The following is a 23930-nucleotide window of genomic DNA, read 5'->3' as shown; positions in this document are numbered from 1 at the left end:
TCGCTGCGCTCGCTCAACGACCCGCAACGAACGGGGCGTTGAGCGGAATCGCGGAGCGACGCAGACGAAACGGGTTGAGCGAGCGCAGCGAGTCGAAGCCGTTAACTCAGTCGGTAGAACCGCTCGGCGTTTCTCCAGAGGATCGCGTCGCCATCGACGGCGCGTGAGGCAGCCCAGGATGCCACGGCATCCGCCCATGCGCCGATGGCCCCGGCATCCAGCGCCGCATCCGCGCCGCTGTTCCAACCGGATGCCGTGACCGCCGACACCGGCCAGTCGCTGCCGACCATCAGCCTCTCTGGTCCGAACGCCTCCAGCGCCACGTCGAAGAACGGCTCCGTCTGCTCGGCGCTCCACGACCCGCGGGCCTCGGCGGGCAGCCCGGAGAGCTTGCAGAACACCTGGCTGTGCGCGGCGAGCGCGGTCAGGGCATTCGCCCACTCTGCAGACGGCAATGATGGTGTCGCGGCCGTCCCTACCGCGGGCTTGCCGAGATGATCCAGCACGATCCGAAGCTCCGGCAACTCTGCCGCGAGCCGGATCACATCACGCAGCTGCCCCTCGCCGCGAACACACGCGTCGAAGGTCAGGCCTCGTTCGGCCAGAGCCGCGGCGCCCGCGCGGAACGCCGGCGTCGCGGCGAACCCGTCCGGCTCGCCCTGCAGCAGGTGACGCACGCCGACGACGAGCGGGCGCTCAGCGAAAGCATCCAGGTGGCGAACCGTCGCCGCCCCGCGATCCAGCCGGGCTCCGGCGACGATGCCGCGCACGCCCACCTGCTCGGCGAGTGAGGTCACCCAGTCGATCTCGTCGAGATACTGCGCCTCCAGACAGTCGGCCTGCACGAACACGAATCCTCGCTCGTCGCCGACCTCACCGATCGTGCCCGCGATCTCCTCCGCAGCGAAGCGTGCGCGCAGCGGGCCCTCCAGCCACGGATAGTCCAGAACGGACGGATCCCACAGGTGCAGATGTGAATCGAGAACGCGCATGGCACCATCCTGCCCCAGACATCCGATCAATCGCTAGGATGGCGATCATGGCTGTCACCGACGAGGCGATCGAGAAGATCAAGGCGATGATCGTGTCCGGCGAGTTGTCGCCCGGCGATCGTCTTCCACCGGAGAAGGAGCTCTCCGAGCGCCTCGGGCTTTCGCGCAACTCCATGCGCGAAGCGGTGAAGGCGCTCGAAGTCATCCGTGTGCTCGATGTGCGTCGCGGCGACGGCACCTACGTCACCAGCCTCGAGCCGCACCTGCTGCTCGAGGCGATCTCGTTCGTCGCCGACATGCACGACGATGATTCGCTGCTCGAGATCTTCGCGGTCAGGCGGATGCTGGAATCTCAGGCGACCGGGCTCGCCGCCACCCTCGGCACCGCTGAGGGAATCGAGGCGCTGCACGCGGAGCTCGACGGCATCGACACCGACGTCTCAGTCGATGCGCTGGTGGAGCACGACATCCGCTTCCATCGCGATATCGTCCGCATGGCGGGCAACGCCTACCTGGCCAGCCTCATCGAGAGCCTGAGCGGTCAGACCGTGCGCGCACGCATCTGGCGCGGCCTCACAGAGCAAGGCGCGGTCGAGCGCACGCTGTCGGAGCATCGAGGCATCGCCGAGGCGATCGCGCAGCGCGACCCGAACCTCGCCACTTCACTGGCCACCGCGCACATCGCCGGCATCGAGCGCTGGCTGCGCCAGGCCGCGGCCGTGACCGAGAGCGGCACCGAGGCGTAGCATCCACTCGCCGTCGACTTCTGCGGCCCGTCGCAATTCTGGCGGCCAAACGCAATTCTGGCGGCCCCTCCGCGCCTGCGTGGCCGCCAGAGTTGCACGTGGCCGCCAGAGTTGCACGTGGCCGCCAGAGTTGCAGCCCATGCACGGCTCAACCCCCGATGCGCCCCATGGCGGCGTCGAACTCCACGGCAGAACTGTCGCTGACCGGATGCTGCAGCACCTGATCCAGCACGTCGGGTGCCGCCGTGAAGTACGGCACGCCGGCAAGCCGCAGCGACACGATGTCGTCCGCTGAGCGCAGACTCGCCGCCAGCACGTTCGTCGTGCTTCCCGCGCACACGGCCTGCATCTCGGGGATCAGCGCGTCGCCGTCGACGCCGGCATCCCGCAGCCGTCCGAGATACGGCGCGATGTAGGCCGCTCCGATACTCGCCGCGGCGAGCGCCTGCGCCACCGAGTACACGGCGGTGATGAGAACGGTCGCGCCATCGGCGACCAGCGTCGACGCGACCGCGAAGCCCTCGGCGGTCGCCGGCACCTTCACCGCGACCCGATCGCCCAGTCCTCTGATCGTCGAGGCGTTGCGGAGCAACTCGTCCCGAGCGGTGCCCCAGGTCTGGAAGAAGATCTCCCTCGCACCCTCCGCCACCCACTGCGAGTACAGCGAGGGGATCTCGGCCGCCGCACGGCCTCCGCGCTCGAGAATCGTGGGGTTGGTCGTCACGCCGTGCACCACCCCGGCCGCCAGCAGAGCGGAGACGCGCTCGGTGTCGGCGCTGTCGACATACAGGCGCGGGGCGATGGCTGCAGCGGGCATGGGATCGGCTCCTTGTGACGAACCTGTCGTTACAAGTTCGGATTCGGCTAATGTAATGACAGGAAACGGCCCTGTCAAAGCGGGCCACGTCGAAGGAGCCACATGGCCACCCCCTCCCCCGAAGGACGCAACGGCGTCGTCATCGTCGGCAGCGTCACGGCGGATGTGACCACCTTCTCCCAGCGCCTACCCGCGCGCGGAGAGACGATCCTCGGCGACCAGTTCACGCTGATGCTCGGCGGCAAGGGCGCGAACCAGGCCGTGGCGGCCGGCCGCGCGGGGGCGCGAACGAGCTTCGTCGGCTGCGTCGGCGATGATCTCTTCCACGACCTGGTCGTCGACGGGCTGACGGATGCCGGTGTCGACCTCACTCATCTGCGCACGGTTCCCGGCCCCACCGGCGTCGCCCACATCCGCGTCGACGCCTCGGCGCAGAACGACATCGTGATGGTGCCGCTCGCCAACGCCGAGCTGAACACCGCGCAGATCGACGAGGCGCTCGATGCGCTCGCGCCGAGCACCTCCGTGCTGCTGACCCAGCTCGAGACGCCGTCAGCGCTGACCGCGCACATCACCGCCAGGGGCCGCGAGCTCGGCATGACCGTGATCCTCGACCCTGCCCCCGCCGCGCCGCTGCCGGCCGAGGTCTGGGCGAACATCGACATCGTCACGCCGAACGAGACCGAGGCCTCGATCCTCAGCGGCATCGAGGTGACGGATGCCGCGACCGCCGAGCAGGCCGGGCGCTGGTTCCTCGGCCACGGCGTCGCTGCCGCGGTCATCACGCTCGCAGCTCAAGGCTCCTGCGTGGTCACGGCAGACGGTGCGACGCTCGTGCCTCCGCTGCCGGTCGAAGCCGTCGACACCACGGCGGCCGGCGATGCCTACGCCGGCTACCTCGGCGCTGCTCTCGCGAACGGCGCCTCACTCACCGACGCCGTCCGCCTCGCCACGGCCGCCGGCGCACTCACCGTCACGAAGCAGGGCGCCTCGCCGAGCCTGCCCGTCCGTGCAGACGTGGACGCCTTCCTGGCATCCAGAGTCTGACGCCAGAACCAGGAGCCCCGATGCGCAAGACGTCGACAACGATCAATCCCGCTCTCTCCCGAGTCATCAGCGAGACGGGGCACACCGATCTCATCGTCGTGACGGATGCCGGGCTGCCGATCCCTCCCGGATCTGAGCGGATCGATCTGGCCTATCGACCCGGCGCTCCGGCATTCTTCGATGTGCTCGACACCGTGCTGGCCGAGATGGTCGTCGAGGGCGCGACGGTGTCGGCCGAGATCGCGGAGCAGAGTCCAGAGGTGCTGGCCGGGCTTCGTGACCGGCTGCCGGGCATCGAGATCGAACTCGTGCCGCACGTCGAGTTCAAGAAGCGGACGCACGGCGCCCGCGCGTTCGTGCGCTCCGGCGAGTTCACCCCGTACGCGAACATCATCCTGCATGCGGGGGTGGCGTACTAGATGTCCGCCACGGCCCCGGCCGGGGCGGCCGCAACCGACGCGATCGACCGGCACTCCGCAGCTCCCATGTACGACCAGCTGCGCCAGCTGATCATCGACGGCATCACCAGGGACGGCCTGCAGCCCGGCGATCCGCTCCCCGGCGAGCACCGGTTGTGCGAGCGCTACGGCATCTCGCGCACGGTCGTACGGCAAGCGCTTGCGCAGCTCGAGCACGAGGGGCTCGTCGAACGAGTCAAGGGCAAGGGCACCTTCGTGTCGCGCCCGCGCACGAGCGAAGCGCTGGTCCACACCCTGATCGGCCTGTTCGACGACGTCGAGCGACGCGGCGGACACGTGCACAGCGACATCCTGCGGCATGAGCGGACGGATGCCGATGCCGACGTCGCCGCAGCTCTCGAGGTGCCCGTCGGGTCTGCGGTCATCGCGCTGGAGCGACTGCGCCACGTCGACGGCGAGCCGTGGTCGCTCTCCACGACATGGATGCCGGATGCCGTCGGCGCCCTGACCCTCGACGTCGATCTGTCCGAGGCCTCGTTGTACCGCGTACTCGCCGAGCACGGCATCCGCGCGACCGACGGCGTCCGCTCGGCTGAAGCGACCGTCGCGACCCACGACCAGGCGCAGCGTCTCGGTGTCAGCGCCGGCTCGGCTCTGCTGCGGCTGCGCAGCATCAGCCGCGATGCGAACGGGATTCCGATCGAGTACTTCATCGCGCTGCACCGTGGCGACCGCTCACGCTTCGAGTTCCAGCTCCGCCAGGAGCAGTCGCAGGCGTCGCTGCTGCACGTCGACGGCGACGGTGGCACGTCACGAGCCGGTACAGTCTCTCTCTGAGGGCGATTGATCCCCTCGGAAGGGACGATGATGGTCGAAGAGCAGCCCCACCCGCATGACGATCCTGCACCACCGCTGGCTGACCTCAGCACCCGCCCGAGCCCGGTTCCTGGCCCCTTGACGAAGCCGGCGCCGGTCATCCGTCCGCCGAAGAAGCGCCGGCGCTGGGTGGTCCTCGCCGCCGTGCTGGTCGTGCTGGCAGGACTGATCGCCGGCGGCATCGCCTGGAGCAACTCCCTGCAGACAGCACCGCAGAGCTCGCAGTCGAACATCGCATGACCTCCTGGACCAGCACCGCGATCTCCCTGCTGGAAGCCGACGCCAACCGCAGCGCCGACACCCATCTGCACGTCTTCCCGCTGCCGGTCGAGTGGGGCATCGACCTGTACCTCAAGGACGAGTCCGTGCATCCGACCGGCTCGCTCAAGCATCGCCTCGCGCGCTCGCTGCTGCTGTACGGCCTGGTGAACGGACGCATCAACGAGGGCACGACCCTGGTCGAGGCATCCAGCGGATCGACTGCCGTGTCAGAGGCGTACTTCGCACGGATGCTCGGACTCGACTTCGTCACGGTCGTGCCCCGATCGACCAGTCCCGAGAAGATCGCGCTGATCGAGTTCTACGGCGGGCGCTGCCACTACGTCGACCGCGCGCCGGAGATGTACAGCGAGGCCGAGCGTCTTGCCGCCGAGTGCGGCGGGCACTACCTCGACCAGTTCAGCTACGCCGAGCGGGCGACCGACTGGCGCGGCAACAACAACATCGCCGAGAGCGTGTTCAGCCAGCTCTCGCGCGAGCGGCATCCGATCCCGGAATGGATCGTGGTCGGCGCTGGCACCGGCGGAACGAGTGCGACGTTCGGCCGGTATGTGCGCTACCGTCAGCATTCCACCAGGGTGGCCGTGGTCGACCCCGAGGGCTCGGCGTTCTACGGCGGCTGGAGCACCGGTGCCGCCGACTACACGACCGGCACGCCCAGCCGGATCGAGGGCATCGGGCGTCCGCGGGTCGAGCCTTCGTTCGTACCGGGCGTGATCGATGAGATGCTGCAGATCCCGGATGCCGCATCCATCGCCGCCATCCGGCTTCTCAAGGAGCGCACCCTGCACTGGGCAGGCGGCTCGACGGGCACGAACCTCGTGGGGGCGTTCCAGCTGATCTCGCGGATGCGCGCCGCGGGCAAGACGGGCAGCGTCGTCACGCTGATCTGCGACGGCGGCGCCCGCTACGCCGGCACGTACTATTCCGACGAATGGGTCGCATCCCAGGGGTGGGACCTCGCCGCGCACCGCGCCCAACTCGACCGGTTCCTGGAGACCGGCGCATGGGACGCGTGACGCGGCTACGCTGACGGCATGACCACTCTGATCCTCACCGTCGCCGGATCCGATCGTCCTGGCCTCGTCTCAGCCGTCGCCGACGTCGTCGACACTCACGGCGGCAACTGGGAGAACAGTCAGCTCGCGGAGCTGGCCGGGGTCTTCGCCGGCGTGATCCAGGTGTCGGTGACGCCAGAGCGCGAGGGTGATCTCACCTCGGCGCTGCGCGCCCTCGACGGCCTGCTCACCGTCGCCGTGCATGCGGGGTCGGATGCCGCGGCCGCCGCCGCACGGCCGATATCGCTGCAGGTCCTCGGCAACGACAGGCCTGGCATCGTCCGCGAGATCTCAGGGGTGATGCAGGCGCACGGCGTCAGCATCGAGAAGATCGGCACCGAGACGAAGGATGCCGCGATGGCCGGCGGCCGCCTGTTCGAGGCGTCAGTGACGGCCGAGGTGCCGGCATCCGCCGACCTCGACGCGCTGCGTGCGGATCTCGAGCGCCTCACGTCCGAGCTTCAGGTCGACATCACCCTGACCTGAGGTTTGGTCCGGCGGCTTCGACTCGCTCCGCTCGCTCAACCCGTTTCGTCTCCTCGCTCCGCTCGTCGCTCAACGCCCCGCGAGAGTGCCTCCGCGGGGAGTGCCTCCGCGGGGAGCGCCTCTGCGGGAGTGCTTCGGCGGGGAGCTTTCAGCGGGGAGCGCCTCCGCGGGGAGCACTTCTGCGGGAGTGCCGCTGCGGGTCGTTGAGCGAGCGGAGCGAGACGAAACGGCTTGAGCGAGGTGGTCGTTGAGCGAGCCGGAGGCGAGTCGAAACGCAGCAGCGACGAGTCGAAAGCGAGCGCCCCAGCTGTTCAGACCAGGCGGCGCTTCGGAGAAACCGAGTACGTGCCCTCCGGGTCGCGGTTGACCGTGTCGCCGAGGGCGGCGTCGATCGCGGCGAGCGTGTCGGCGTCGAGCGTCACGCCGGATGCCTTGACTGTCTCTGCCAGCTGCTCCGGGCGGGATGCCCCGACCAGTGCCGCCGCGACGTTCTTGTTCTGCAGCACCCACGCGATCGCGAGCTGCGGCATCGAGATACCGGCCTGCTCGGCGATGGGCCCCAGCTTCTGCACGGCGGTGAGGATCTCATCGCGCAGGAAGCCCTTGATGAAATCGGCGCCGCTGTGCGGGTCGGTCGCGCGCGAGCCGTCGGGCACGGGCTGACCCGGCAGGTACTTGCCGCTGAGCACTCCCTGCGCCATGGGCGACCACACGATCTGCGAGATTCCGAGCTCTTCGGATGCCGGCACGACCTTGCCCTCGATCACGCGGTGCAGCATCGAGTACTGCGGCTGGTTCGAGATGAGCTGCACACCCAACTGCTTGGCGAGGGCGTGGCCTTCGCGCAGCTGCTCTGCCGTCCACTCGCTGACGCCGATGTACAGCGCCTTGCCCTGACGGACGACGTCGGCGAACGCCTGGAACGTCTCCTCCAGCGGGGTCTCGTAGTCGAAGCGGTGCGCCTGGTAGAGGTCGACGTAGTCGGTGCCGAGGCGCGTGAGCGATCCGTTGATCGACTCGAGGATGTGCTTGCGGGAGAGCCCGGTGTCGTTCGGGCCCTTGGGGCCGGTCGGGAAGTAGACCTTCGTGAAGATCTCGAGCCCTTCGCGGCGCTGACCATCGAGCGCCTTGCCGAGCACGACCTCCGCGGCGGTGTTCGCGTACGTGTCTGCGGTGTCGAACGTCGTGATGCCGGCATCCAGTGCCGCGTGCACGGTCTTCACCGCGGCGTCGTCGCCGACCTGCGATGCGTGAGTGACCCAATTGCCGTAGGTGATCTCAGAAACCTTGAGACCGCTGTTGCCGAGATAGCGATAGTTGACCATGTCTCAACGCTAGCGGCTGACGAAACGGTGAGGGTCGGCTCCGTCGCACTGCGTCACGTCTACGCCGGAGCCTGATGCTTGCGCAGCCAGAACTCGGTCTGCGCGACGTGGCCGGCTGCGGCAGCCGAGGCGGCCACCGGGTCACGTGCCTCGAGCCCGCGCAGGATCGATCGGTGCCCCGCGTCCGAGAGCAGCTTGATCTGCGCGGCGTCGTCGGTGGTGAAGATCCGGTACGCCCGCGAGCGCGAGCGGAGCACGTCGAGCAGCGTCGCCAGCGCGTCATTGCCCGCGATGTCGGCGATCGCGGAGTGGAACTCGTTGTCCAGCTCGGAGAGTGCCTCGTCATCCGTGACCGCCTCCAAGCGATCGAGCAGAGCGTCCAGTCGCGCGATCGTCTCCGGGTCGACCCTGGCCGCCGCGAGGCTGGCCGCATGCGCCTCGAGAGCGCGGCGCAGCTCGTACAGCTCGATGATCGAGTCCAACGGCAGGAGGCCGACAGTGAGACCGAGCCCCTTGATCAGATCGGCGGCGTGCAGCTCGGAGACGTAGCTGCCGGATCCGTGCCGGGTGTCGATAACCCCGAGCGCAGAAAGGGTGCGGATGGCCTCGCGCAGGGGGCCCCTCGAGACGCCGAGCCTTTCGCACAGTTCGCCCTCGCTGGGCAGCCGGTCGCCCGGGCGCAGGTCACCGTCGGCGATCAACGCACGCAAGCCGTGCAGTGCCGTCTCCATCGCGCCCATGCGCCTGCTCTCTCTCGGGCGCCCGGTGTGCGCCGACCCACAGTCGGAGTCTGCCGTGCATGCTCCCGAGCACCTAGTTGTATTACGACTTTGCTAAATGTACGTCTCAGGATCGCCTTTCTGGGCACTGTGTGGCAAAGTTGTGCAACAAGTTTCCCCTTCAGATGATCTCCCCGAACGAGGCACCATGCAGCAGCCGACATCCACCATCGCCCCGGTGCAGCTTGCATCCGGCATGCGAGCCCGCGATGCCTGGCCTCTGGATCCTGCGATCATCCACCTCAATCACGGCTCGTTCGGCGCCGTGCCGACAGAGGTCGTCGAGCACCAGAACGGGCTGCGCGCGCAGGCCGACCGCAGCCCGGTCGGATGGTTCCCCCGCATCGCCGAGCATGTGGCGGATGCTCGCACCAGGGTCGCCCCGTTCGTCGGCGCCCGCGCAGAGGACACCGCGTTCGTGCCGAACGCCTCGGCCGCGGCGACGGTCGTCTACAACAGTCTCCGCCTGGCCCAAGACGACGAGATCCTCGTCACCGACCACGGGTACGGCGCGATCACGATGGGGGCGGCCCGTCTCGCCCGTCGTTTCGGCGCGCAGGTGCGGGCCGTGCACATCCCGTTGTTCGCGCCCACGGACGAGGTCATCGAACTCTTCCGCCAGGCGATCACCGGCCGCACTCGCCTGATCGTCGTGGATCAGATCACCTCCCCCACCGCCCGCGTGCTTCCGACGGCCGAGATCAGCGCACTCGCTCGGGAACACGGCATCCGCGTGCTCGTCGACGGCGCGCACGCGCCGGGTCTCGTCGCCGATGCCGCGACGGTCGGCGGCGGTGACTGGTGGTTCGGCAATCTGCACAAGTGGCCGTGCGCCCCGCGCGGTTCTGCGGTGCTCGTCACGGCTGATCCCGACCGTCAAGACCTCTGGCCACTCATCGATTCGTGGGGAGCGGCTGAGCCGTTCCCCGGCCGCTTCGACACGCAGGGAACGATCGACGCGACGACGTACATCAGCACCCCTGCCGCGATCGACTTCATCGAGCGCGAGTACACCTGGGAGCGCACCCGCACCACCATGCGTGAGCTCGCCGACGTCGGTGCTCGAATGATCGCCGATGCGGTCCAGCCTTACGTCGCAGATGACGCCCTGGTGCGGCTGCCCAGCGCAGTCGACTCCATGCGGCTGATCCGTCTTCCAGACGGACTCGGCAAGACCCGCGAAGAAGCCGACGACCTGCGCATGACGCTGTTCGACACCGTCGGCGTCGAGACGGCGTTCACGAGCTTCGAGGGCCGCGGCTACTACCGGCTTTCCGTGCACCTCTACACCGAGACGAGCGACTTCGAGGCGTTCGTCGAGCGCTGCATCCCGGAGATCCTCCGTGCGGCCGAGGCCGCAGCATCCTGACCTGAATACCCCCGAGAAAGCACCACACACGAAAGAGGTACGTCATGAAGCGCACTCGTCTGACGACGATCGCCGGCGTGGGCACAGTCGCCCTGCTGGCTCTGACCGCATGTTCCGGCGGCGGCTCCGATTCCTCCGCTGAGGGCGGCGACGTCGAACTGCAGATGGTCGAGAGTCTGACCAACCCCGCGCGCACCGAGCTGCTGCGCGGCCTGCTCGACGACTTCGAGGCCGAGAACCCCGGCGTCACTGTCAAGCTGGTCTCGCCGCCCACCGAGCAGGCAGACCAGACCATCCAGCAGATGCTGCAGTCCGGCTCCGGTGTCGACGTGCTCGAAGTGCGCGACATCACCGTCGGTCCGTTCTCGAACAACGGGTGGCTGTACGACATGACTGATGACCTGGGGAGCTGGGACGGCTGGGATGCCCTGACCGACAACGCGAAGGCCGCCGCCGAGGGCGACGGCGAGAGCTACTTCGTCCCGTACGGCTTCTACGGCCTATCGCTGTTCTACCGCACCGACCTCGTCGAGGAAGCCGGTTTCGACGGGCCTCCCGCCAGCTGGGAAGAGCTCCTCGAGCAGGCATCCGCCATCCAGGACCCGGCGAACAACACCTACGGGTACGCGTTCCGCGGCGGCCAGAACGGCAACACGAACGTCGTCGCCGCCATCGAGGCGTACCTCGTCGACGACCTCGATCCGAGCGATGCCTTCCGCCTCGAAGACGGTTCGACGATCTTCGCGGCGCCTGAAGCGCAGGATGCCGTCGACACCTACTTCGACCTGTTCGAGCAGGGTTCACCGCCCTCTGCCGTGTCGTGGGGCTACCCCGAGATGGTCGCCGGCTTCACGAACGGCTCGACCGCGTTCCTGCTGCAGGATCCCGAGGTCATCGCCACCGTGCAGGACTCCAACCTCACCGAGGACCAGTGGGACACCGCACCACTGCTGACCGGCCCTGACGGCAAGGCCGCGCAGCCCCTCGCCGTCGCCGGCTGGGGTGTCGCAGAGGCCGGCGAGCACAAGGATGAGGCAGTGAAGCTCGTCGAGTTCCTCTCCTCCGCCGAGCCAGCCACCGAGTTCGCACAGGCCAACAGCCTCGTGCCGATCATCGCCGCCGCATCGGACGACGAGTTCTATTCGACCGGCCCGTGGACCAGCTACGTGACGATGACCGAGAACCCCGACACCTACGTCAACGTGCAGCAGCCACGTGGTGTGAGCTGGTGGACGGAGTGGATCCAGAAGTCCGACCAGGACGTCCAGAACGTGCTGTTGGGCAACATGACCACGACCGAGCTGCTCGAGTCGTGGGACGCGTACTGGGTCGAGAAGTACGCCTCCGAAAAGGGCTGATCATGACCTTGCTGACGCGTGCGGGGCGCTCCACCGGTGAATCCGGTGGGGCCGCCCCGGCGCGGCCGGGGAAGAAGGTCTTCCGCAGTCGCCACGCCTGGACGATCCTCGGCTTCCTCGCCCCCGCCATCCTGTTCGTCTGCTGGTTCACCTACTACCCGATGCTGCAGGGCGTGCGGATGGCGTTCCACGACTGGAACCTGTGGGACCTCACCTCGACCCCGTTCGTCGGGTTCGACAACTTCACGCGCATCTTCAGCGATCCGGTCTTCCCGCAGGTGGCGTGGAATTCGGTGCTGTGGGTCGTCGGCTCGCTCGTGCCGCAGTTCGTCATCGGCTTTCTGATCGCCCTGGCCCTTCGTACCCGATTCCGCTTCCGCGGCGTCTATCAGGCGCTCGTGTTCTTCCCGTGGGCCGTGTCCGGCTTCCTGATCGGGATGCTGTTCCGCTGGATGTTCAACGCGGAGTTCGGCGTCATCAACGACCTGCTGATGAAGGCCGGGCTCATCGATGCGCCGCTGCCTTGGCTGGCCGATCCGAAGCTCGCGATGGTCGCGGTGATCGTCGCGAACATCTGGTACGGCGTGACGTTCTTCGCGATCATGATCCTCGCCGCGCTCCAGTCCGTGCCAGACGAGATGCTCGAGGCTGCGAGCCTCGACGGCGCCGGTAAGCTGCGCCAGTTGTTCTCGGTGATCATCCCGTACATCCGGATGACGCTGATGCTGACCGTGCTGCTGCGCGTGATCTGGATCTTCAACTTCCCCGACATCATCTGGGCGATGACGAGGGGCGGGCCGGCGAACCAGACCCACATCATCACCACCTGGATGATCAACTACACCCAGCAGGGCAACTACGGCATCGCCAGCGCGATCGGCCTGATCGTCGTCGGGTTCCTGTTCGTGTTCTGCGCCTTCTACCTGATGGCGATGAGGAGGGCGAACCGATGAGCGCCACCGCACAGATGGTCCTTCCGGCCGGCACACGACAGCGGCCGATCGGACGCCGCAAGAAGAAGTTCTCCACCCTCAGCATCCTGCGCTTCGTCGGACTCGCCGTCTGGCTGCTGATCACGCTGTTCCCGCTGTACTGGATCGCGCTGACCTCGTTCAAGGCGCCGGCCACGGTCAACGTGTACCCGATCGAGTACTGGCCGAGCCAGCCGTCGATGCAGAACTACGCGAACCTGTTCGAGACGAGCAGCTTCGGGGTGTTCCTGGCGAACTCCGCGATCGTGGCGCTGATCGCCGGTGTCACGAGCACGTTCATCGCGCTGCTGAGTGCGTTCGTCATCGCGCGCTTCGAGTTCCGCAGCAAGGGCGCGGTGCTGATCGCGTTCCTGCTCACGCAGATGATCCCGGCATTCATCGCGCTCGGTCCGCTGTACTCGATGATGGCCGACCTCGGCCTGGTCGACAACAAGTTCGGACTGATCCTCGTCTACGTGGCGATCTGCATCCCGTTCTCCACGGTGATGCTGCGCGGGTTCTTCGAGAACGTGCCCGTGGCGCTCGAGGAGGCGGCGATGATCGACGGATGCTCGCGCCTCGGTGCGCTGTTCCGGGTGCTCGTGCCGGTCATGACCCCCGGCATCATCGCGGCGTTCATCTTCAACTTCGTGAACTGCTGGAACGAGCTGTTCCTCTCGGTCGTACTCATGCACTCCGAAGAGAATCGCACCGTCCCCGCCGCGCTGAACGGCTTCATCTCGACGTTCAACGTCGACTGGGGTTCGATGTCGGCGGCCGCCGTCGTCACGATCCTGCCGACGATGGTGCTGTTCGCCCTCGCGAGCAAGTGGATCGTGCAGGGCCTGACGGCCGGAGCCGTGAAGGAGTAGACGCTCAGCCTGCCGCTCAGGTCGCCTGCGCGGCAGGCTGCGCGGCAGGCTGCTCTGTCACGATCGCAGCCCGGTCGCGGAAGCCTTCGGCGGTGACCTTGTCGAGTGCCACCTGTTTGCGGATCGCGACGGTGCGCTCGTACAGCGTCGGCTCGCCGAAGCTCGTGAGAACCTTCACGAGCACCGGCAGCAGTTCGATCATGAAGAACAGGGCGGCGATGAGCCAGTGCGCCCAGAGGATCGCCGGCTCCTTCTCGGAGAGGCGGTTCAGACCGCTGATCTGGCTGAGCAGCCCCGTGGCCCCTGCGTTGCCTCCTGCCACGGCATCCGCCCTCGCGTTGTAGGCGGCGAGCGCCTGGTCGTAACTGTCCCTCGCTGCCGGAAGCTGGGTCTGCGCCTGCTCCCGGTTCTGCGACTCGGACGCCGAGGTGTTCTCCTTCGCGGCGGTGCCCGCGGATTCCAGAGCCTCGTTCGCATCGCGCTGCTGCGCGGCGAGCGCGTCGTAGGTCTGCTGGGCCTGGGCGAGCTGCGCCTGTGCGGCGTCGGAGCTCGCACCCTCGCCGTTCACCCCGGTGCAGCCGGGCACCGTGCCTGCGCCCTCGCCGGTGAGCTCGCACTGGTAGAGCGCTCGTGCCTGATCGATGACCGCCTGCTGGTCGGACATCTTGGCGTTGAGGTCATCGACCGTCGCCTGGGCCGCCGACTCGCTGGCGGAGGACGAGTCGGTGCCGGCGACGATTCCGGTGGCGGCCTGATTCTCCAGCGTCGCGACGCGCTCGGATGCCGCATCCAGCGCGAGCTTCTCCGGCCCGGATTCGAGCCCCTCCTGGTCGGACTGCGCCTGAACGATGTTCGTCGCGGCGACCTCACGGGAGATGTCGTTGTGGAAGATCTGCAGCACGAGCGGTTCTGCGACCACGAAGCCGATGATCACGGCCATGATCACACGCGGGATGGCGAGGCCGATGAGCTTCCAGATGTTCCCGGTCGACGTCATCGTCGAGGTGAGGAACCGGTCGAGGTTGAAGATGATGAGCGCCCAGATGATCGCCAGCGGCACCGCCAGCCAGATCATCGCCTGCACGCCGGTCGTGAGAGCGAAGAGCATCGAGATCGCCGAGACCAGCGCAGTGCCTGCGAGCACGAAGAACATCTGCACGAAGCGCGAGGTCTCCCCCGGCACTCGGTCGAGGATCTCGCCGTCGGCGCCGCCCAGGATCGCGAGGATGCGCAGACGCGAACCGGGTGTGCGGACGCGACGCGGGCGGCGGATGCGCTTCTGGCGCTCGGGCTTCACGCGCGTGGCGGCGACAGGCGCGGCATCGGGCTCCGCGGGAGCCTGGCGCTGCGGCGTCGTTCCGATGAAGGGGTCGTCGTCGACGGAAGCGGCGGAGTCGCGATCGCTCTCGTCGTCGACGGAAGTCGCGTCGTCGGACGTGGATTCGGAACCCGTGGGTTCGAACTCGCGCAGGAAGTCGAGGTCATCGGTCTCGGCATCCGCGTCGCTGTCGAGGATGATCTGACCCTGCGAGTCGAAGCGACCCGGTCGATGGGCGGAGTAGGGCATCAGGACAACTTACGAAGTGTCGCCTGTGGACTCGGTGCGAAACCCCTGCGAGCGGCTCCCAGGAACCTGCGCCGACTCTGCATCATGTCAGAAGGATTCCCCGGCTCGCACGCGGTTCCGACCCGGCAAACCCTTCCGGCACCTGCGAGATGACCCGGCGCCCGCGGAGTTCACGCCATGGCGGCCGAGGCAGCTTCATCCTCTGTCGTCGCCACGAGCTGACCGCACGCACCGTCGATCTCCTTGCCACGGGTGTCGCGGAGGGTCGTCGGGACTCCCGCGTCATTGAGGCGTCGCACGAACTCGTTCGTGACCTCGCGGGTGGATGCCGTCCATACCGATTCGGGGGTCGGGTTCAACGGGATGGGGTTCACATGCACCCAGCCGCGGCCGCGTGCGTTGAGCTTCTCCGCCAGCAGATCGGCGCGCCAGCCGTGGTCGTTCATGTCCTTGATGAGCGCGTACTCGATAGAGACCCGTCGGCCGGTCTTCTCGTAGTACTCGCGCGCGGCATCCAGCGCCTCGTCGACCTTCCAACGGGAGTTCACCGGGATGAGCTCGTCGCGCAGGTGATCGTCGGGCGCGTGCAGCGACAGCGCGAAGGTCACCGGGATGTTCTCGTCGGCGAGCTTGCGGATCGCCGGCACCAGGCCGACCGTCGAGACGGTGATGCCGCGGGCGCTCATGCCGAGGCCGTGCGGCTGCTCGGCGACCATCGTGCGCACGGCATCCATCACGCGCTTGTAGTTGGCGAGCGGCTCGCCCATCCCCATGAAGACGATGTTGGAGACGCGCTCCATGCTGTGGTCGTCGGCCTTCTTGCCGCCGAGACCGCCCTCGGCGATCAGTCGGTTCGCGCGGACGATCTGCTCGACGATCTCGGCGGAGGACATGTTGCGTGTCAGTCCCGCCTGGCCCGTGGCGCAGAACGGGCAGTTCATGCCGCATCCGGCCTGGCTCGACACGCACAGCGTGATGCGGCCCGGGTAGCGCATGAGGACCGACTCGACGAGAGCACCGTCGTGCAGTCGCCAGAGGAACTTGATCGTGTCGCCCTCGTCGGTCTCGAGCCGGCGCACCTCGGTGAGCAGCGGCGGCAGCATGCCGGCGACGAGCTCTTCGCGCTGCGCGGCAGGCAGGTCGGTCATCTCGGCCGGGTCGGACGTGTAGTGCGTGAAGTAGTGCGTCGACAGCTGCTTCGCACGGAACCCGGGAAGGCCGAGTTCCTTGACCTTCTCGACGCGCTCTTCGACGCTGAGGTCGGCGAGGTGCACCGGTGGCTTGCCGCGCTTCGGGCTCGCGAACTGCAGCAGCGGACGCCCCGACTCGTCCTTCTTCTGCGTCCAGCCTTCGGTACGGGGGCGCACCTGCGGGGCGGCGGATGCCGTCTTCGAGGTGGCGGGACCCGTCGAGCGGATGCGGGAGGACTCAGTCATGTCTCCAAGGGTACGCGGTGGCGGGTGGGAAGCGGCTGGTGGCCGTGTCGGCAGACCTGTCACTACAGCCTGCGGGATGCACGAGAATGGAAGCATCACCGATCGAGGAGCACTCATGACCGACCGTCTCGCCCGCGCCCGTGCCACCGGCGTTCTCGCCGTGCTGCGCGCTCCCTCCCCCGAGCAGGCGCTCGATGCGGCCGATGCGATCATCCGCGGCGGCATCGCCGGTATCGAGGTCACCTACTCCACGCCGGATGCTCCTGCCGTGATCCGTGAACTCATCGCACGTCACGGCGACGCCGCATACATCGGCGCCGGCACGGTCACCACGATCGAGCAGGCGACGGCCGCGGCAGATGCGGGAGCAGAGTTCCTCGTGAGCCCTGGCACCCTACCCGACCTCACCCGGGCGATGCTCGACACCGGACGCGTCGTGATGACGGGAGCGATGACTCCGACGGAGGTCATGGGCGCGCTTGCGCTCGGTGTCGACGTCGTGAAGATCTTCCCCGCGTCCCTCGGCGGCCCCTCTTACCTCGGAGCCCTGCGCGGACCGTTCCCCGATGCACCGCTCATGCCCACCGGTGGCGTGAAGCCGGACAACCTCGACGAGTGGTTCGCCGCGGGCGCGGTGGCTGTCGGAGCCGGCGGCGACCTCGCGAACTCCGCATCGATCAAGGCCGGCGACTGGGCGGACCTCACGACGCGAGCCGAGGCGTTCGCGGCAGCGTTCGCCGCCCTACGCGGCTGAGCGTGCCCGACCTCCTCCCCTGGGCGTGGGCCGTCCTGGCACTCGCCGCACTCACGATCGGCCTCGCGAAGACCGCGATCCCCGGTGGCGGCATCCTGCCCGTCGCGCTTTTCGCCGCTGTGCTCCCGGCGCGCACATCGACCGCGGCCCTGCTGCTCCTGCTGATCGTCGGCGACATGTTCGCGCTGATCGCCTATCGGCGGCACGCGCACTGGCCGACCCTGTTGCGGTTGGCGCCCGCGGTCATCGCGGGGCTTCTGGCGGGTTTCGCCTTCCTCGCACTCGGAGACGACGGCATCGTGCGCCGCGCGATCGGCGTGATCCTGCTCGCCATGATCGCCGTGACGCTGTGGCGCCGGTGGCGTCAGCGAAGGACGGATGCCGCAGCGGCGGAGCACGGCGTCGTCGTGGCATCGACCTACGGCGCACTGGCCGGGTTCACGACGATGGTCGCCAACGCGGCGGGACCGGTGATGTCGATGTACTTCCTCGCGATGCGCACGCCGGTGCAGGTGTTCCTCGGAACATCGGCGTGGTTCTTCGCGATCGTGAACCTCGTGAAGGTGCCCTTCCTCGCAGGCATCGGCCTGTTCGACGGCCAGGTGCTGCTGATGGATGCTGTGCTGGTTCCGCTCGTCGTCGTCGGCGCGCTCGTCGGGGTGCGCGTGGCGCGCCGGATGAAGCAGCAGGTGTTCGACTGGATCGTGATCACCCTCACGATCGTCGGCGCCGTATACCTGCTGTTCTGAGCGATGTGTCCGGACACTTCGACAGGCTCAGTGACCGGAAATGCCGACTCTGTCCGGACACTTCGACAGGCTCAGTGACCGGAAAAGACACTTCGACAGGCTCAGTGACCGGAAAGGTCGATCCCTGAGCCTGTCGAAGGGTGAGACCCATCGCGTCAGCCGAGGAAGATGTCGGGGAAGAGCCGGTCGTCGGGCGTACCGGGCACTGCGGCGTAGCCGGAGAAGTCGGTCACACCGTCGGCCTCCAGCACGTCCTCCACGATCAGGCTCTGCCCGGTGTACTCGGCAGCGGTCTTCGTGAGCACGGCATATGCGGCATCCGCATAGATCTGGGGCGTGCGACTCGCGGCCATCACCTTGTCGCCGCCGAGCAGATTCTGCACCGCAGCGGTCGCGATCGTCGTTCGCGGCCACAGCGTGTTGGCCGCGATGCCGTCCGAGGCGAACTCCGCCGCGAGGCCGAGCGTCACCATGGTCATGCCGAACTTCGCCAGCGAGTAACCGGCGTGCGCGCCGAGCCACTTCGGCGTCGGGTTGAGCGGCGGCGACAGCGACAGGATGTGCGGGTTCGACGACTCGCGCAGCTGCGGGATCGCCGCGCGCGAAAGCATGAACGTACCGCGCACATTGACGTCCTGCATCAGGTCGTACTTCTTCGCACCGAGATCGAGCGAGCGCGAGAGATCGATCACGCTCGCGTTGTTGAGCACGATGTCGATGCCGCCGAACTCGCCCTGCGTCTTCATGACGGCCTCGGTGATGTCATCGTCCTCGCGCACGTCACCGACGATCGGCAGAGCGTTGCCACCGGCCGCACGGATCTGCTCGGCGGCCGTGTGGATCGTGCCCTCGAGCTTCGGATGCGGGGTGTCTGTCTTGGCGAGCATCGCGATGTTCGCGCCGTCCGCCGCCGCGCGCAGCGCGATCGCCAGACCGATGCCGCGGCTGCCGCCCGACATCAGGATCGTCTTGCCTGCGAGGTTGCTCATGCTGCTCCTTCTTCTGCGTTCAGGTCTACTTCGGTGCCATCCGGATCGCGCCGTCCAGGCGGATCGTCTCGCCATTGAGATAGTCGTTCTCGATGATGCTCATGGCCAGTGCCGCGTACTCGGCAGGGCGGCCGAGTCGTGCGGGATACGGCACCTGCTGCCCGAGAGAATCCTGCGCGGCTTCGGGGAGACCGGCGAGCATCGGCGTCTCCATGATGCCGGGCGCGATCGTGCACACACGGATGCTGTGACGGGCGAGCTCGCGCGCGATCGGCAGCGTCATGGCATGCACGCCGCCCTTCGACGCTGCATACGCGGGCTGGCCGATCTGTCCGTCGAACGCGGCGACGGATGCGGTGTTGATGATGACGCCGCGATCGCCGGAGTCATCGGTCCCTGAGCCGGTCGAAGGGCCGTTCTTCGCGATCACGGCGGATGCCTGCGAGATGACGTTGAACGTGCCCACGAGGTTGATGCGGATCACGCGTTCGAAGTCCACGAGCACGGCGGGCTTGCCGTCGCGATCGAGCACCTTCGCGGGCGGGGCGATGCCGGCGCAGTTCACGACGATGCGCAGCGGAGCCGCTGCGTTCGCGGATGCGGCGGCGGACGCGGCATCCGCGGGGCTTGTGACATCGCCAGCGGCGAACGTGCCGCCCAGCTCTGCGGCCAGCTCAGCGCCCTGAGATGAAGGAAGATCGAGCAGCGTCACGTGCGCGCCGGCTGCGGCGAGCGCGCGCGCGGTGGCGAGGCCGAGGCCTGACGCGCCGCCCGTGATAAGTGCTCCGGATCCCTGGACGTGCATGTGTTCTCCTTCGAACGAGTGTGCAACTCAGTTCCAGCATACGCAGTTCTCAGTTCCATGCTGGCGTCGCGATGCGAACAGGTGTTGGGTGGAGGGTATGCAACTGCGTCGCAAGCGAGCCTACGACAACGCCGAGGCGGCTGACGGTTTCCGCGTGCTGGTGGACCGGCTGTGGCCGCGAGGCCTGGCGAAGGAACGGGCCGAGATCGATCTGTGGGCCAAGGACACCGCTCCCAGCCCCGAACTGCGCAAGGCCTGGCACGCAGCATCCGACGATGACTGGGGCGTATACGCCGACCGCTATCGCGCGGAACTGGAAAATGAGACCGCACCCGCACTCGAAGAGCTCGCAGCCGAACTGAAGCAGCACGACCTCGTCACCCTCGTCTATGCCGCCCATGACGAGGAGCGCAACCACGCGGTCGTGCTCGAGCAGGCACTGAGCGAACTGCTGTGAGCATCCCCTCCGCGCACATCGAAGTGCCGCGGCGGGTGCGCGAGCTCGCGGGGCGCGCGGCGCTCGCGCCCGTGTGGCACAACAACATCGGCGGACTCACGTACCGCACCGACGATGGGCGCTTCATCAAGTACGGTCCCCTCGATGCCGAGGCGAACATGCGCGACGAGGCGGAGCGCATGCGCTGGGCCTCCCGGTGGACCCCGGTGCCAGAGGTCATCGAACAGGGAGAGGATGCCACCCACGAGTGGCTTGTCACGGTCGCCATTGCCGGCGAAAGCGCTGTCGTGGCCCGTTGGATCGCCGAGCCCGCAACGGCTGTGAGAGCCGTCGGGGAGGGTCTGCGAGCACTGCACGATGCACTGCCGACCGGCGAATGCGCATGGAGCTGGGGCGTACCCGCCCGAATCGCGAATGCCGAAGCACGCGGCATCCGCATACCCGAAGCGCTGCACAAGGCCCCGGCCGTCGATCGCCTCGTCGTCTGCCATGGCGACGCGTGCGTGCCCAACACCCTGCTCGACGCCGACGGGCGCTGGCGCGCGCACGTCGACCTCGCCGCACTCGGTACCGCCGACCGCTGGGCCGACATCGCGGTGGCATCCATGAGCACGACGTGGAACTACGGCCCCGGGTGGGACGAAGCGCTGATCGAGGCGTACGGCATCGAGCCCGACCGCGAGCGACTGGCGTACTACCGCGACATGTGGAATGCGACGTGACGGCTCATCCGATCATGTTCGAGGATGACGACACGGCGGGCGATGGTCGTGGAAGCGAGTCTCAGCTCCAGACGAACCGGAACGTGCCCAGCGCCACGGCCGCGGCGAGCGCGAGCGCCATGATCACCGCGCCACCGAGCAGCGCGACGCCGTCGCGCGCGTGCAGCTGCGACGGCCGGGACCAGGTGCGCTGGATGCCGGATCCGAACCCGCGCGCCTCCATCGCCATCGCCAGCTTCGTGCCGCGCCTGACCGCGAAGACGAGCAGCACGAATGCCATCGAGAAGAACCGCCTCAGCGCACCTCGATCGCCGACGCCGCGTGCACGGCGGGCGAGACCCATCGTGCGCCAGTCGTCGAGGAACAGCCCCAGCATCCGGGTGCCTGCGAGCACGCCGAGCACGAACCGGCTGGGCAGCTTCGCGACCTGCGCGAGAGCATCCGCCAGCTCGGTCGGGTCGGTGCGGCCGAACAGCAGGATCGTCGGCAGCCCCAGCGCCAAGACGCGCAGGCTCACCGCGATCGCGAGGCTGACGGAGTCCTCACTGATGGTCGCGAAGCCGAAGCTCCAGTAGATGCGTCCGGCCGGTTCCGCGTACAGCAGCATGCTGAGCCCGGCGACCGGCGCGAAGATCACAAGCGGAAGCAGACGCTTCAACACAGTGCCCCATCGCAGACCGGTGAGCGGCAGGCACAATAGCTGCAGCCCGATCGCGACGAGCCCGCTCACGACGTCGATCGACGCGAACAGCGGCACGGACAGCAGCAGCGCGAGCACCAGCTTCGTCACGGGATTCACGCCGTCGAGCCACGCGCCGCGCACCTTCTCCTCGATTTCGACGCCTGTGCTCACGAGGCCTGCTCCAGCACGATCCGATGCCCACCGAGGTGACGGATCACGCCCGCATCGTGCGTCACGGCGACGACCGAGGTGCCCGATGCGATCTCCTCCTGCAACAGCGCGACCAGCTCGATCCAGCCTCGCCGATCCTGACCGAAGGTCGGCTCGTCGAGCACGATCACCTCGGGGGATGCCGCGAGCACCGTCGCGACGGACAGCCGACGCTTCTGCCCACCCGACAGGGTGAACGGGTTCGCGAGAGCGAGATCCGACAGGTGCAGTCGCTCGAGCAGCGCGTCGACGACGGACGCGGTGCGCGCGGCATCCCAACCCAACGCCTTCGGTCCGACGCTGAGTTCGTCATGCAGTGTCTGGGTGAGGAACTGGTGCTCCGGCTCCTGGAAGACCGTGCCGATGCGCGTGAGCAGCTCGCGAGACGTCCACCGGAACGGCCGGCGCCCGCCGCGTCCCGCAAGAGGCGAGGCTGCGACGACCTCACCGTCCTGCTCCGGGATGAGACCGGCGAGCGTGAGCGCGAGCGTCGACTTGCCGACGCCGTTCGGGCCGGTGATCACGGTCGCATTCCCGCGCGGCACGCGAACGTCGAGCCCGGACCGGACGACGGTTCGCGACGTACGCGCGATCGCGAGTCCGGTCGCGGAGAGAACGGACTCGGCCGCATCCGGTGCCGCGGGAAGCACCGGCAGTTCGAGGGGCTGATCGGGCACCCACACTCCGGCGTCCGCCAGCGCTGGCCCATGCTCGGCGAACACCTGCGCGGGCGAGCCGTCCGCGAGAAGGCCGCCGTCGGCGGCGAGGACGATGACACGGGTCATCAGTCCCACCCAGACCGGCGTGCGATGTTCGACGACGATCAGCGTCGCGCCGGTGGCATCGACGACCCGCTCGACGCTCGCCCGCACCTCCGCGACTCCTTCAGGGTCGAGGTTCGCGGTGGGCTCGTCGAGCAGCAGCAGTCCCGGCCGCATGGCCAGCACACCGGCGAGCACCAGACGCTGCTTCTGCCCGCCGGAGAGTGCTTCAGTAGGGCGACGCAGCGGCACCTCCAGGCCCACGGCCTCGAGCGCCTCGGCCACGCGCGCGGGGATATCGGATGCCGGAATGCCGAGATTCTCGCATCCGAATGCGACATCGTCGCCGACCTTCGACAGCACGATGCCGGCATCCGGGTCCTGCATGACGAGGCCCGCCTGCCCTCGACGTGACTCGGGAGCCGCGCCATCGATCAGCAGCGACCCGGTGCGCTCACCCTCGTCAGCGTCGCCGAGCACCCCCGCGAGCCCGGCGAGCATGGTCGACTTGCCCGCACCGGATGCACCGAGCAGCAGCACGCGCTCGCCGGGCTCGATCGCGAAGGAGACGTCGCTGACGGCGGGACGCTTGCGCCCCGCGTAGCGCCAGCCCCAGCCCGCAGCCTGCACGCGGGCCGGGGTGGCATCGGTCATGCTCAGACCTCGCGCGCGAGTTCTCTGCCCGCGGCGAAGCGGCTGAGCGCTCCGGTCTTCGCCAGCGCGCGCACGAGCAGCCAGCCGACGACTCCGGCGAGGATCGCGCCGGACACGGCGACGCATACGAGGTAGATCGTGTTGAACTCGAGGGACTTGAGGATGTTCGGTGAGCCGCCGTAGAACAGCTCGAACACCCAGGCGGCGACGCCAGCGCCGACACCGGCGAGGGCTGCGACACCGAGCCCGAACCGGCGGTACAGGAACAGCGCGAAGATGAGCTCGGCGCCGAGGCCCTGCACGAGGCCGGACAGAACCGTCGAGACGCCCCAGACGTTGCCGATGAGCATCGAGACGATCGCGGCGACCACCTCGACGACGAGGGCTGCGCCCGGCTTGCGGATCACGAGGCCGCCGATGACGCCACCGATCAGCCAGATGCCGACCGCGACGCCGCCGAGCCCCGGTGTCACGGCATCCGCAGCGCCGAACCAGGCGCCGCCGACGACATTCCATCCCCAGAAGAGCAGACCGACCGCGACGCCGAGCACTGCGGCGACGACGATGTCGACGACGCGCCAGCGCCAGGGATTCGCGCCGGTGCCGGTGGATGTGGCATTGGGCGTGCGTGTAGACGTGCTCATTTGAACTCCTCCCTGCGCTGGCATGACCCAGATCAGGTTCGACGGTCGAAGCGCTTGTCGCTCCCTCTCAGCCCGGCTCGCCGGACTCCCGTGGTTGTGCTGACGA

26 protein-coding genes and 1 riboswitch are annotated in these 23930 nt (G+C 68.1%); of the genes, 15 read left to right on the top strand and 11 right to left on the bottom strand.

Annotated elements, in window-relative coordinates:
- Positions 1-101 precede the first annotated feature (101 nt).
- The gene (locus JF52_RS0108970) at positions 102-992 is read right to left on the bottom strand and encodes an amidohydrolase family protein (RefSeq protein ID WP_052166860.1); all 891 of its coding nucleotides are present in this window, start codon (positions 990-992) and stop codon (positions 102-104) included.
- A 47-nt stretch (positions 993-1039) separates the two neighbouring features.
- Between JF52_RS0108970 and JF52_RS0108965 the strand changes: the two genes are divergently transcribed.
- Positions 1040-1738 (top strand): FadR/GntR family transcriptional regulator, encoded by a 699-nt coding sequence (locus JF52_RS0108965; protein ID WP_033106520.1) that lies wholly within the window; start codon positions 1040-1042, stop codon positions 1736-1738.
- A gap of 148 nt (positions 1739-1886) precedes the next feature.
- On the opposite strand, the gene JF52_RS0108960 is transcribed toward JF52_RS0108965, so the two are convergent.
- Positions 1887-2555, bottom strand: a complete 669-nt coding sequence (locus tag JF52_RS0108960; protein ID WP_033105859.1) for a transaldolase family protein — start codon at positions 2553-2555, stop codon at positions 1887-1889.
- A gap of 102 nt (positions 2556-2657) precedes the next feature.
- On the opposite strand from JF52_RS0108960, the gene JF52_RS0108955 reads away from it, so the two are divergent.
- From JF52_RS0108955 to JF52_RS0108930, 6 genes are read left to right on the top strand one after another with little or no spacing between them, the layout of a single operon-like run.
- Positions 2658-3602 (top strand): ribokinase, encoded by a 945-nt coding sequence (locus JF52_RS0108955; RefSeq protein WP_033105858.1) that lies wholly within the window; start codon positions 2658-2660, stop codon positions 3600-3602.
- Positions 3603-3622: 20 nt separating this feature from the next.
- Entirely contained in the window at positions 3623-4021 is a 399-nt protein-coding gene (gene rbsD / locus JF52_RS0108950) for a D-ribose pyranase (RefSeq protein WP_033105857.1), read from the top strand.
- Positions 4022-4858, top strand: a complete 837-nt coding sequence (locus JF52_RS0108945) for a GntR family transcriptional regulator (protein WP_052166859.1) — start codon at positions 4022-4024, stop codon at positions 4856-4858. It abuts the gene before it with no gap.
- A gap of 27 nt (positions 4859-4885) precedes the next feature.
- Positions 4886-5137: a hypothetical protein gene (locus JF52_RS0108940; protein WP_033105856.1), complete on the top strand. Its 252-nt coding sequence runs from the start codon at positions 4886-4888 to the stop codon at positions 5135-5137.
- Positions 5134-6195 (top strand): L-cysteine desulfhydrase Cds1, encoded by a 1062-nt coding sequence (gene cds1, locus JF52_RS0108935; protein ID WP_033105855.1) that lies wholly within the window; start codon positions 5134-5136, stop codon positions 6193-6195. Before JF52_RS0108940 ends, cds1 begins: the two co-directional genes overlap by 4 nt.
- Positions 6196-6213: 18 nt before the next feature.
- Positions 6214-6720: a glycine cleavage system protein R gene (locus JF52_RS0108930; RefSeq protein ID WP_033105854.1), complete on the top strand. Its 507-nt coding sequence runs from the start codon at positions 6214-6216 to the stop codon at positions 6718-6720.
- A gap of 311 nt (positions 6721-7031) precedes the next feature.
- Here the strand turns inward: JF52_RS0108930 and JF52_RS0108925 are convergent, their stop codons facing one another.
- Entirely contained in the window at positions 7032-8045 is a 1014-nt protein-coding gene (locus tag JF52_RS0108925; protein ID WP_033105853.1) for an aldo/keto reductase family protein, read from the bottom strand.
- Between the two features lie 59 nt (positions 8046-8104).
- A complete protein-coding gene (locus JF52_RS0108920) occupies positions 8105-8785 on the bottom strand; it encodes a FadR/GntR family transcriptional regulator (protein WP_033105852.1) in 681 nt (226 codons plus the stop codon).
- A gap of 187 nt (positions 8786-8972) precedes the next feature.
- Here JF52_RS0108920 and JF52_RS0108915 point away from each other — a divergent pair, with 187 nt between their 5' ends.
- The 4 genes from JF52_RS0108915 to JF52_RS0108900 are packed head-to-tail and all read left to right on the top strand — an operon-like array spanning position 8973 to position 13394.
- Positions 8973-10193, top strand: coding sequence for an aminotransferase class V-fold PLP-dependent enzyme (locus JF52_RS0108915; RefSeq protein WP_033105851.1), 1221 nt, complete (start codon positions 8973-8975; stop codon positions 10191-10193).
- A gap of 44 nt (positions 10194-10237) precedes the next feature.
- Positions 10238-11551, top strand: coding sequence for an ABC transporter substrate-binding protein (locus tag JF52_RS0108910; protein ID WP_033105850.1), 1314 nt, complete (start codon positions 10238-10240; stop codon positions 11549-11551).
- Positions 11552-11553: 2 nt separating this feature from the next.
- A complete protein-coding gene (locus JF52_RS0108905; protein WP_033105849.1) occupies positions 11554-12504 on the top strand; it encodes a carbohydrate ABC transporter permease in 951 nt (316 codons plus the stop codon).
- On the top strand, positions 12501-13394 hold the full coding sequence (locus JF52_RS0108900; protein WP_235272347.1) for a carbohydrate ABC transporter permease: 894 nt from the start codon (positions 12501-12503) through the stop codon (positions 13392-13394). Before JF52_RS0108905 ends, JF52_RS0108900 begins: the two co-directional genes overlap by 4 nt.
- Before the next feature lie 16 nt (positions 13395-13410).
- Here JF52_RS0108900 and JF52_RS0108895 read toward each other — a convergent pair whose 3' ends face one another.
- Together JF52_RS0108895 and rlmN are read right to left on the bottom strand one after the other, a co-directional pair.
- Positions 13411-14961, bottom strand: coding sequence for a DUF4407 domain-containing protein (locus JF52_RS0108895; RefSeq protein WP_033105848.1), 1551 nt, complete (start codon positions 14959-14961; stop codon positions 13411-13413).
- Between the two features lie 170 nt (positions 14962-15131).
- A complete protein-coding gene (gene rlmN, locus JF52_RS0108890; protein ID WP_033105847.1) occupies positions 15132-16397 on the bottom strand; it encodes a 23S rRNA (adenine(2503)-C(2))-methyltransferase RlmN in 1266 nt (421 codons plus the stop codon).
- A 115-nt stretch (positions 16398-16512) separates the two neighbouring features.
- Between rlmN and JF52_RS0108885 the strand changes: the two genes are divergently transcribed.
- Positions 16513-17151 (top strand): bifunctional 4-hydroxy-2-oxoglutarate aldolase/2-dehydro-3-deoxy-phosphogluconate aldolase, encoded by a 639-nt coding sequence (locus JF52_RS0108885; RefSeq protein WP_033105846.1) that lies wholly within the window; start codon positions 16513-16515, stop codon positions 17149-17151.
- Between the two features lie 2 nt (positions 17152-17153).
- On the top strand, positions 17154-17900 hold the full coding sequence (locus JF52_RS0108880; protein WP_033105845.1) for a sulfite exporter TauE/SafE family protein: 747 nt from the start codon (positions 17154-17156) through the stop codon (positions 17898-17900).
- A gap of 155 nt (positions 17901-18055) precedes the next feature.
- Here JF52_RS0108880 and JF52_RS0108875 read toward each other — a convergent pair whose 3' ends face one another.
- Together JF52_RS0108875 and JF52_RS0108870 are read right to left on the bottom strand one after the other, a co-directional pair.
- On the bottom strand, positions 18056-18889 hold the full coding sequence (locus JF52_RS0108875; RefSeq protein WP_033105844.1) for an SDR family oxidoreductase: 834 nt from the start codon (positions 18887-18889) through the stop codon (positions 18056-18058).
- 25 nt (positions 18890-18914) lie between these two features.
- Positions 18915-19694, bottom strand: a complete 780-nt coding sequence (locus JF52_RS0108870; protein ID WP_033105843.1) for an SDR family NAD(P)-dependent oxidoreductase — start codon at positions 19692-19694, stop codon at positions 18915-18917.
- 97 nt (positions 19695-19791) lie between these two features.
- Between JF52_RS0108870 and JF52_RS0108865 the strand changes: the two genes are divergently transcribed.
- A complete protein-coding gene (locus tag JF52_RS0108865; protein WP_033105842.1) occupies positions 19792-20151 on the top strand; it encodes a DUF488 domain-containing protein in 360 nt (119 codons plus the stop codon).
- A complete protein-coding gene (locus JF52_RS0108860) occupies positions 20148-20873 on the top strand; it encodes an aminoglycoside 3'-phosphotransferase (RefSeq protein WP_033105841.1) in 726 nt (241 codons plus the stop codon). Before JF52_RS0108865 ends, JF52_RS0108860 begins: the two co-directional genes overlap by 4 nt.
- A 61-nt stretch (positions 20874-20934) precedes the next feature.
- On the opposite strand, the gene JF52_RS0108855 is transcribed toward JF52_RS0108860, so the two are convergent.
- The 3 genes from JF52_RS0108855 to JF52_RS0108845 all read right to left on the bottom strand — a co-directional run bounded on the left by JF52_RS0108855 (position 20935) and on the right by JF52_RS0108845 (position 23824).
- Positions 20935-21726: an energy-coupling factor transporter transmembrane component T family protein gene (locus JF52_RS0108855; RefSeq protein WP_033105840.1), complete on the bottom strand. Its 792-nt coding sequence runs from the start codon at positions 21724-21726 to the stop codon at positions 20935-20937.
- Positions 21723-23180, bottom strand: a complete 1458-nt coding sequence (locus JF52_RS0108850) for an ABC transporter ATP-binding protein (protein WP_084595719.1) — start codon at positions 23178-23180, stop codon at positions 21723-21725. The genes JF52_RS0108855 and JF52_RS0108850 overlap by 4 nt, the downstream gene beginning before the upstream one ends.
- A gap of 2 nt (positions 23181-23182) precedes the next feature.
- Complete coding sequence (locus tag JF52_RS0108845) at positions 23183-23824, bottom strand: ECF transporter S component (protein ID WP_033105839.1); 642 nt, start codon at positions 23822-23824, stop codon at positions 23183-23185.
- Positions 23815-23926, bottom strand: a riboswitch (TPP riboswitch). Its footprint overlaps the gene before it by 10 nt.
- Between the last annotated feature and the right edge of the window lie 4 nt (positions 23927-23930).

The sequence above is a fragment of the Microbacterium profundi genome (genome assembly GCF_000763375.1).
GTDB lineage: Bacteria > Actinomycetota > Actinomycetes > Actinomycetales > Microbacteriaceae > Microbacterium > Microbacterium profundi.
Note: the sequence above shows the minus strand (reverse complement) of the source record. Positions and strands in the feature narration are given on the sequence as shown.

Bases quoted from the DNA above. Each gene is read 5' to 3' on its own strand.
- JF52_RS0108970 (WP_052166860.1), bottom strand. From the start codon at position 992: ATGCGCGTTCTCGATTCACATCTGCACCTGTGGGATCCGTCCGTTCTG.
- JF52_RS0108965 (WP_033106520.1), top strand. From the start codon at position 1,040: ATGGCTGTCACCGACGAGGCGATCGAGAAGATCAAGGCGATGATCGTG.
- JF52_RS0108960 (WP_033105859.1), bottom strand. From the start codon at position 2,555: ATGCCCGCTGCAGCCATCGCCCCGCGCCTGTATGTCGACAGCGCCGAC.
- JF52_RS0108955 (WP_033105858.1), top strand. From the start codon at position 2,658: ATGGCCACCCCCTCCCCCGAAGGACGCAACGGCGTCGTCATCGTCGGC.
- rbsD (WP_033105857.1), top strand. From the start codon at position 3,623: ATGCGCAAGACGTCGACAACGATCAATCCCGCTCTCTCCCGAGTCATC.
- JF52_RS0108945 (WP_052166859.1), top strand. From the start codon at position 4,022: ATGTCCGCCACGGCCCCGGCCGGGGCGGCCGCAACCGACGCGATCGAC.
- JF52_RS0108940 (WP_033105856.1), top strand. From the start codon at position 4,886: ATGATGGTCGAAGAGCAGCCCCACCCGCATGACGATCCTGCACCACCG.
- cds1 (WP_033105855.1), top strand. From the start codon at position 5,134: ATGACCTCCTGGACCAGCACCGCGATCTCCCTGCTGGAAGCCGACGCC.
- JF52_RS0108930 (WP_033105854.1), top strand. From the start codon at position 6,214: ATGACCACTCTGATCCTCACCGTCGCCGGATCCGATCGTCCTGGCCTC.
- JF52_RS0108925 (WP_033105853.1), bottom strand. From the start codon at position 8,045: ATGGTCAACTATCGCTATCTCGGCAACAGCGGTCTCAAGGTTTCTGAG.
- JF52_RS0108920 (WP_033105852.1), bottom strand. From the start codon at position 8,785: ATGGGCGCGATGGAGACGGCACTGCACGGCTTGCGTGCGTTGATCGCC.
- JF52_RS0108915 (WP_033105851.1), top strand. From the start codon at position 8,973: ATGCAGCAGCCGACATCCACCATCGCCCCGGTGCAGCTTGCATCCGGC.
- JF52_RS0108910 (WP_033105850.1), top strand. From the start codon at position 10,238: ATGAAGCGCACTCGTCTGACGACGATCGCCGGCGTGGGCACAGTCGCC.
- JF52_RS0108905 (WP_033105849.1), top strand. From the start codon at position 11,554: ATGACCTTGCTGACGCGTGCGGGGCGCTCCACCGGTGAATCCGGTGGG.
- JF52_RS0108900 (WP_235272347.1), top strand. From the start codon at position 12,501: ATGAGCGCCACCGCACAGATGGTCCTTCCGGCCGGCACACGACAGCGG.
- JF52_RS0108895 (WP_033105848.1), bottom strand. From the start codon at position 14,961: ATGCCCTACTCCGCCCATCGACCGGGTCGCTTCGACTCGCAGGGTCAG.
- rlmN (WP_033105847.1), bottom strand. From the start codon at position 16,397: ATGACTGAGTCCTCCCGCATCCGCTCGACGGGTCCCGCCACCTCGAAG.
- JF52_RS0108885 (WP_033105846.1), top strand. From the start codon at position 16,513: ATGACCGACCGTCTCGCCCGCGCCCGTGCCACCGGCGTTCTCGCCGTG.
- JF52_RS0108875 (WP_033105844.1), bottom strand. From the start codon at position 18,889: ATGAGCAACCTCGCAGGCAAGACGATCCTGATGTCGGGCGGCAGCCGC.
- JF52_RS0108870 (WP_033105843.1), bottom strand. From the start codon at position 19,694: ATGCACGTCCAGGGATCCGGAGCACTTATCACGGGCGGCGCGTCAGGC.
- JF52_RS0108865 (WP_033105842.1), top strand. From the start codon at position 19,792: ATGCAACTGCGTCGCAAGCGAGCCTACGACAACGCCGAGGCGGCTGAC.
- JF52_RS0108850 (WP_084595719.1), bottom strand. From the start codon at position 23,180: ATGACCGATGCCACCCCGGCCCGCGTGCAGGCTGCGGGCTGGGGCTGG.
- JF52_RS0108845 (WP_033105839.1), bottom strand. From the start codon at position 23,824: ATGAGCACGTCTACACGCACGCCCAATGCCACATCCACCGGCACCGGC.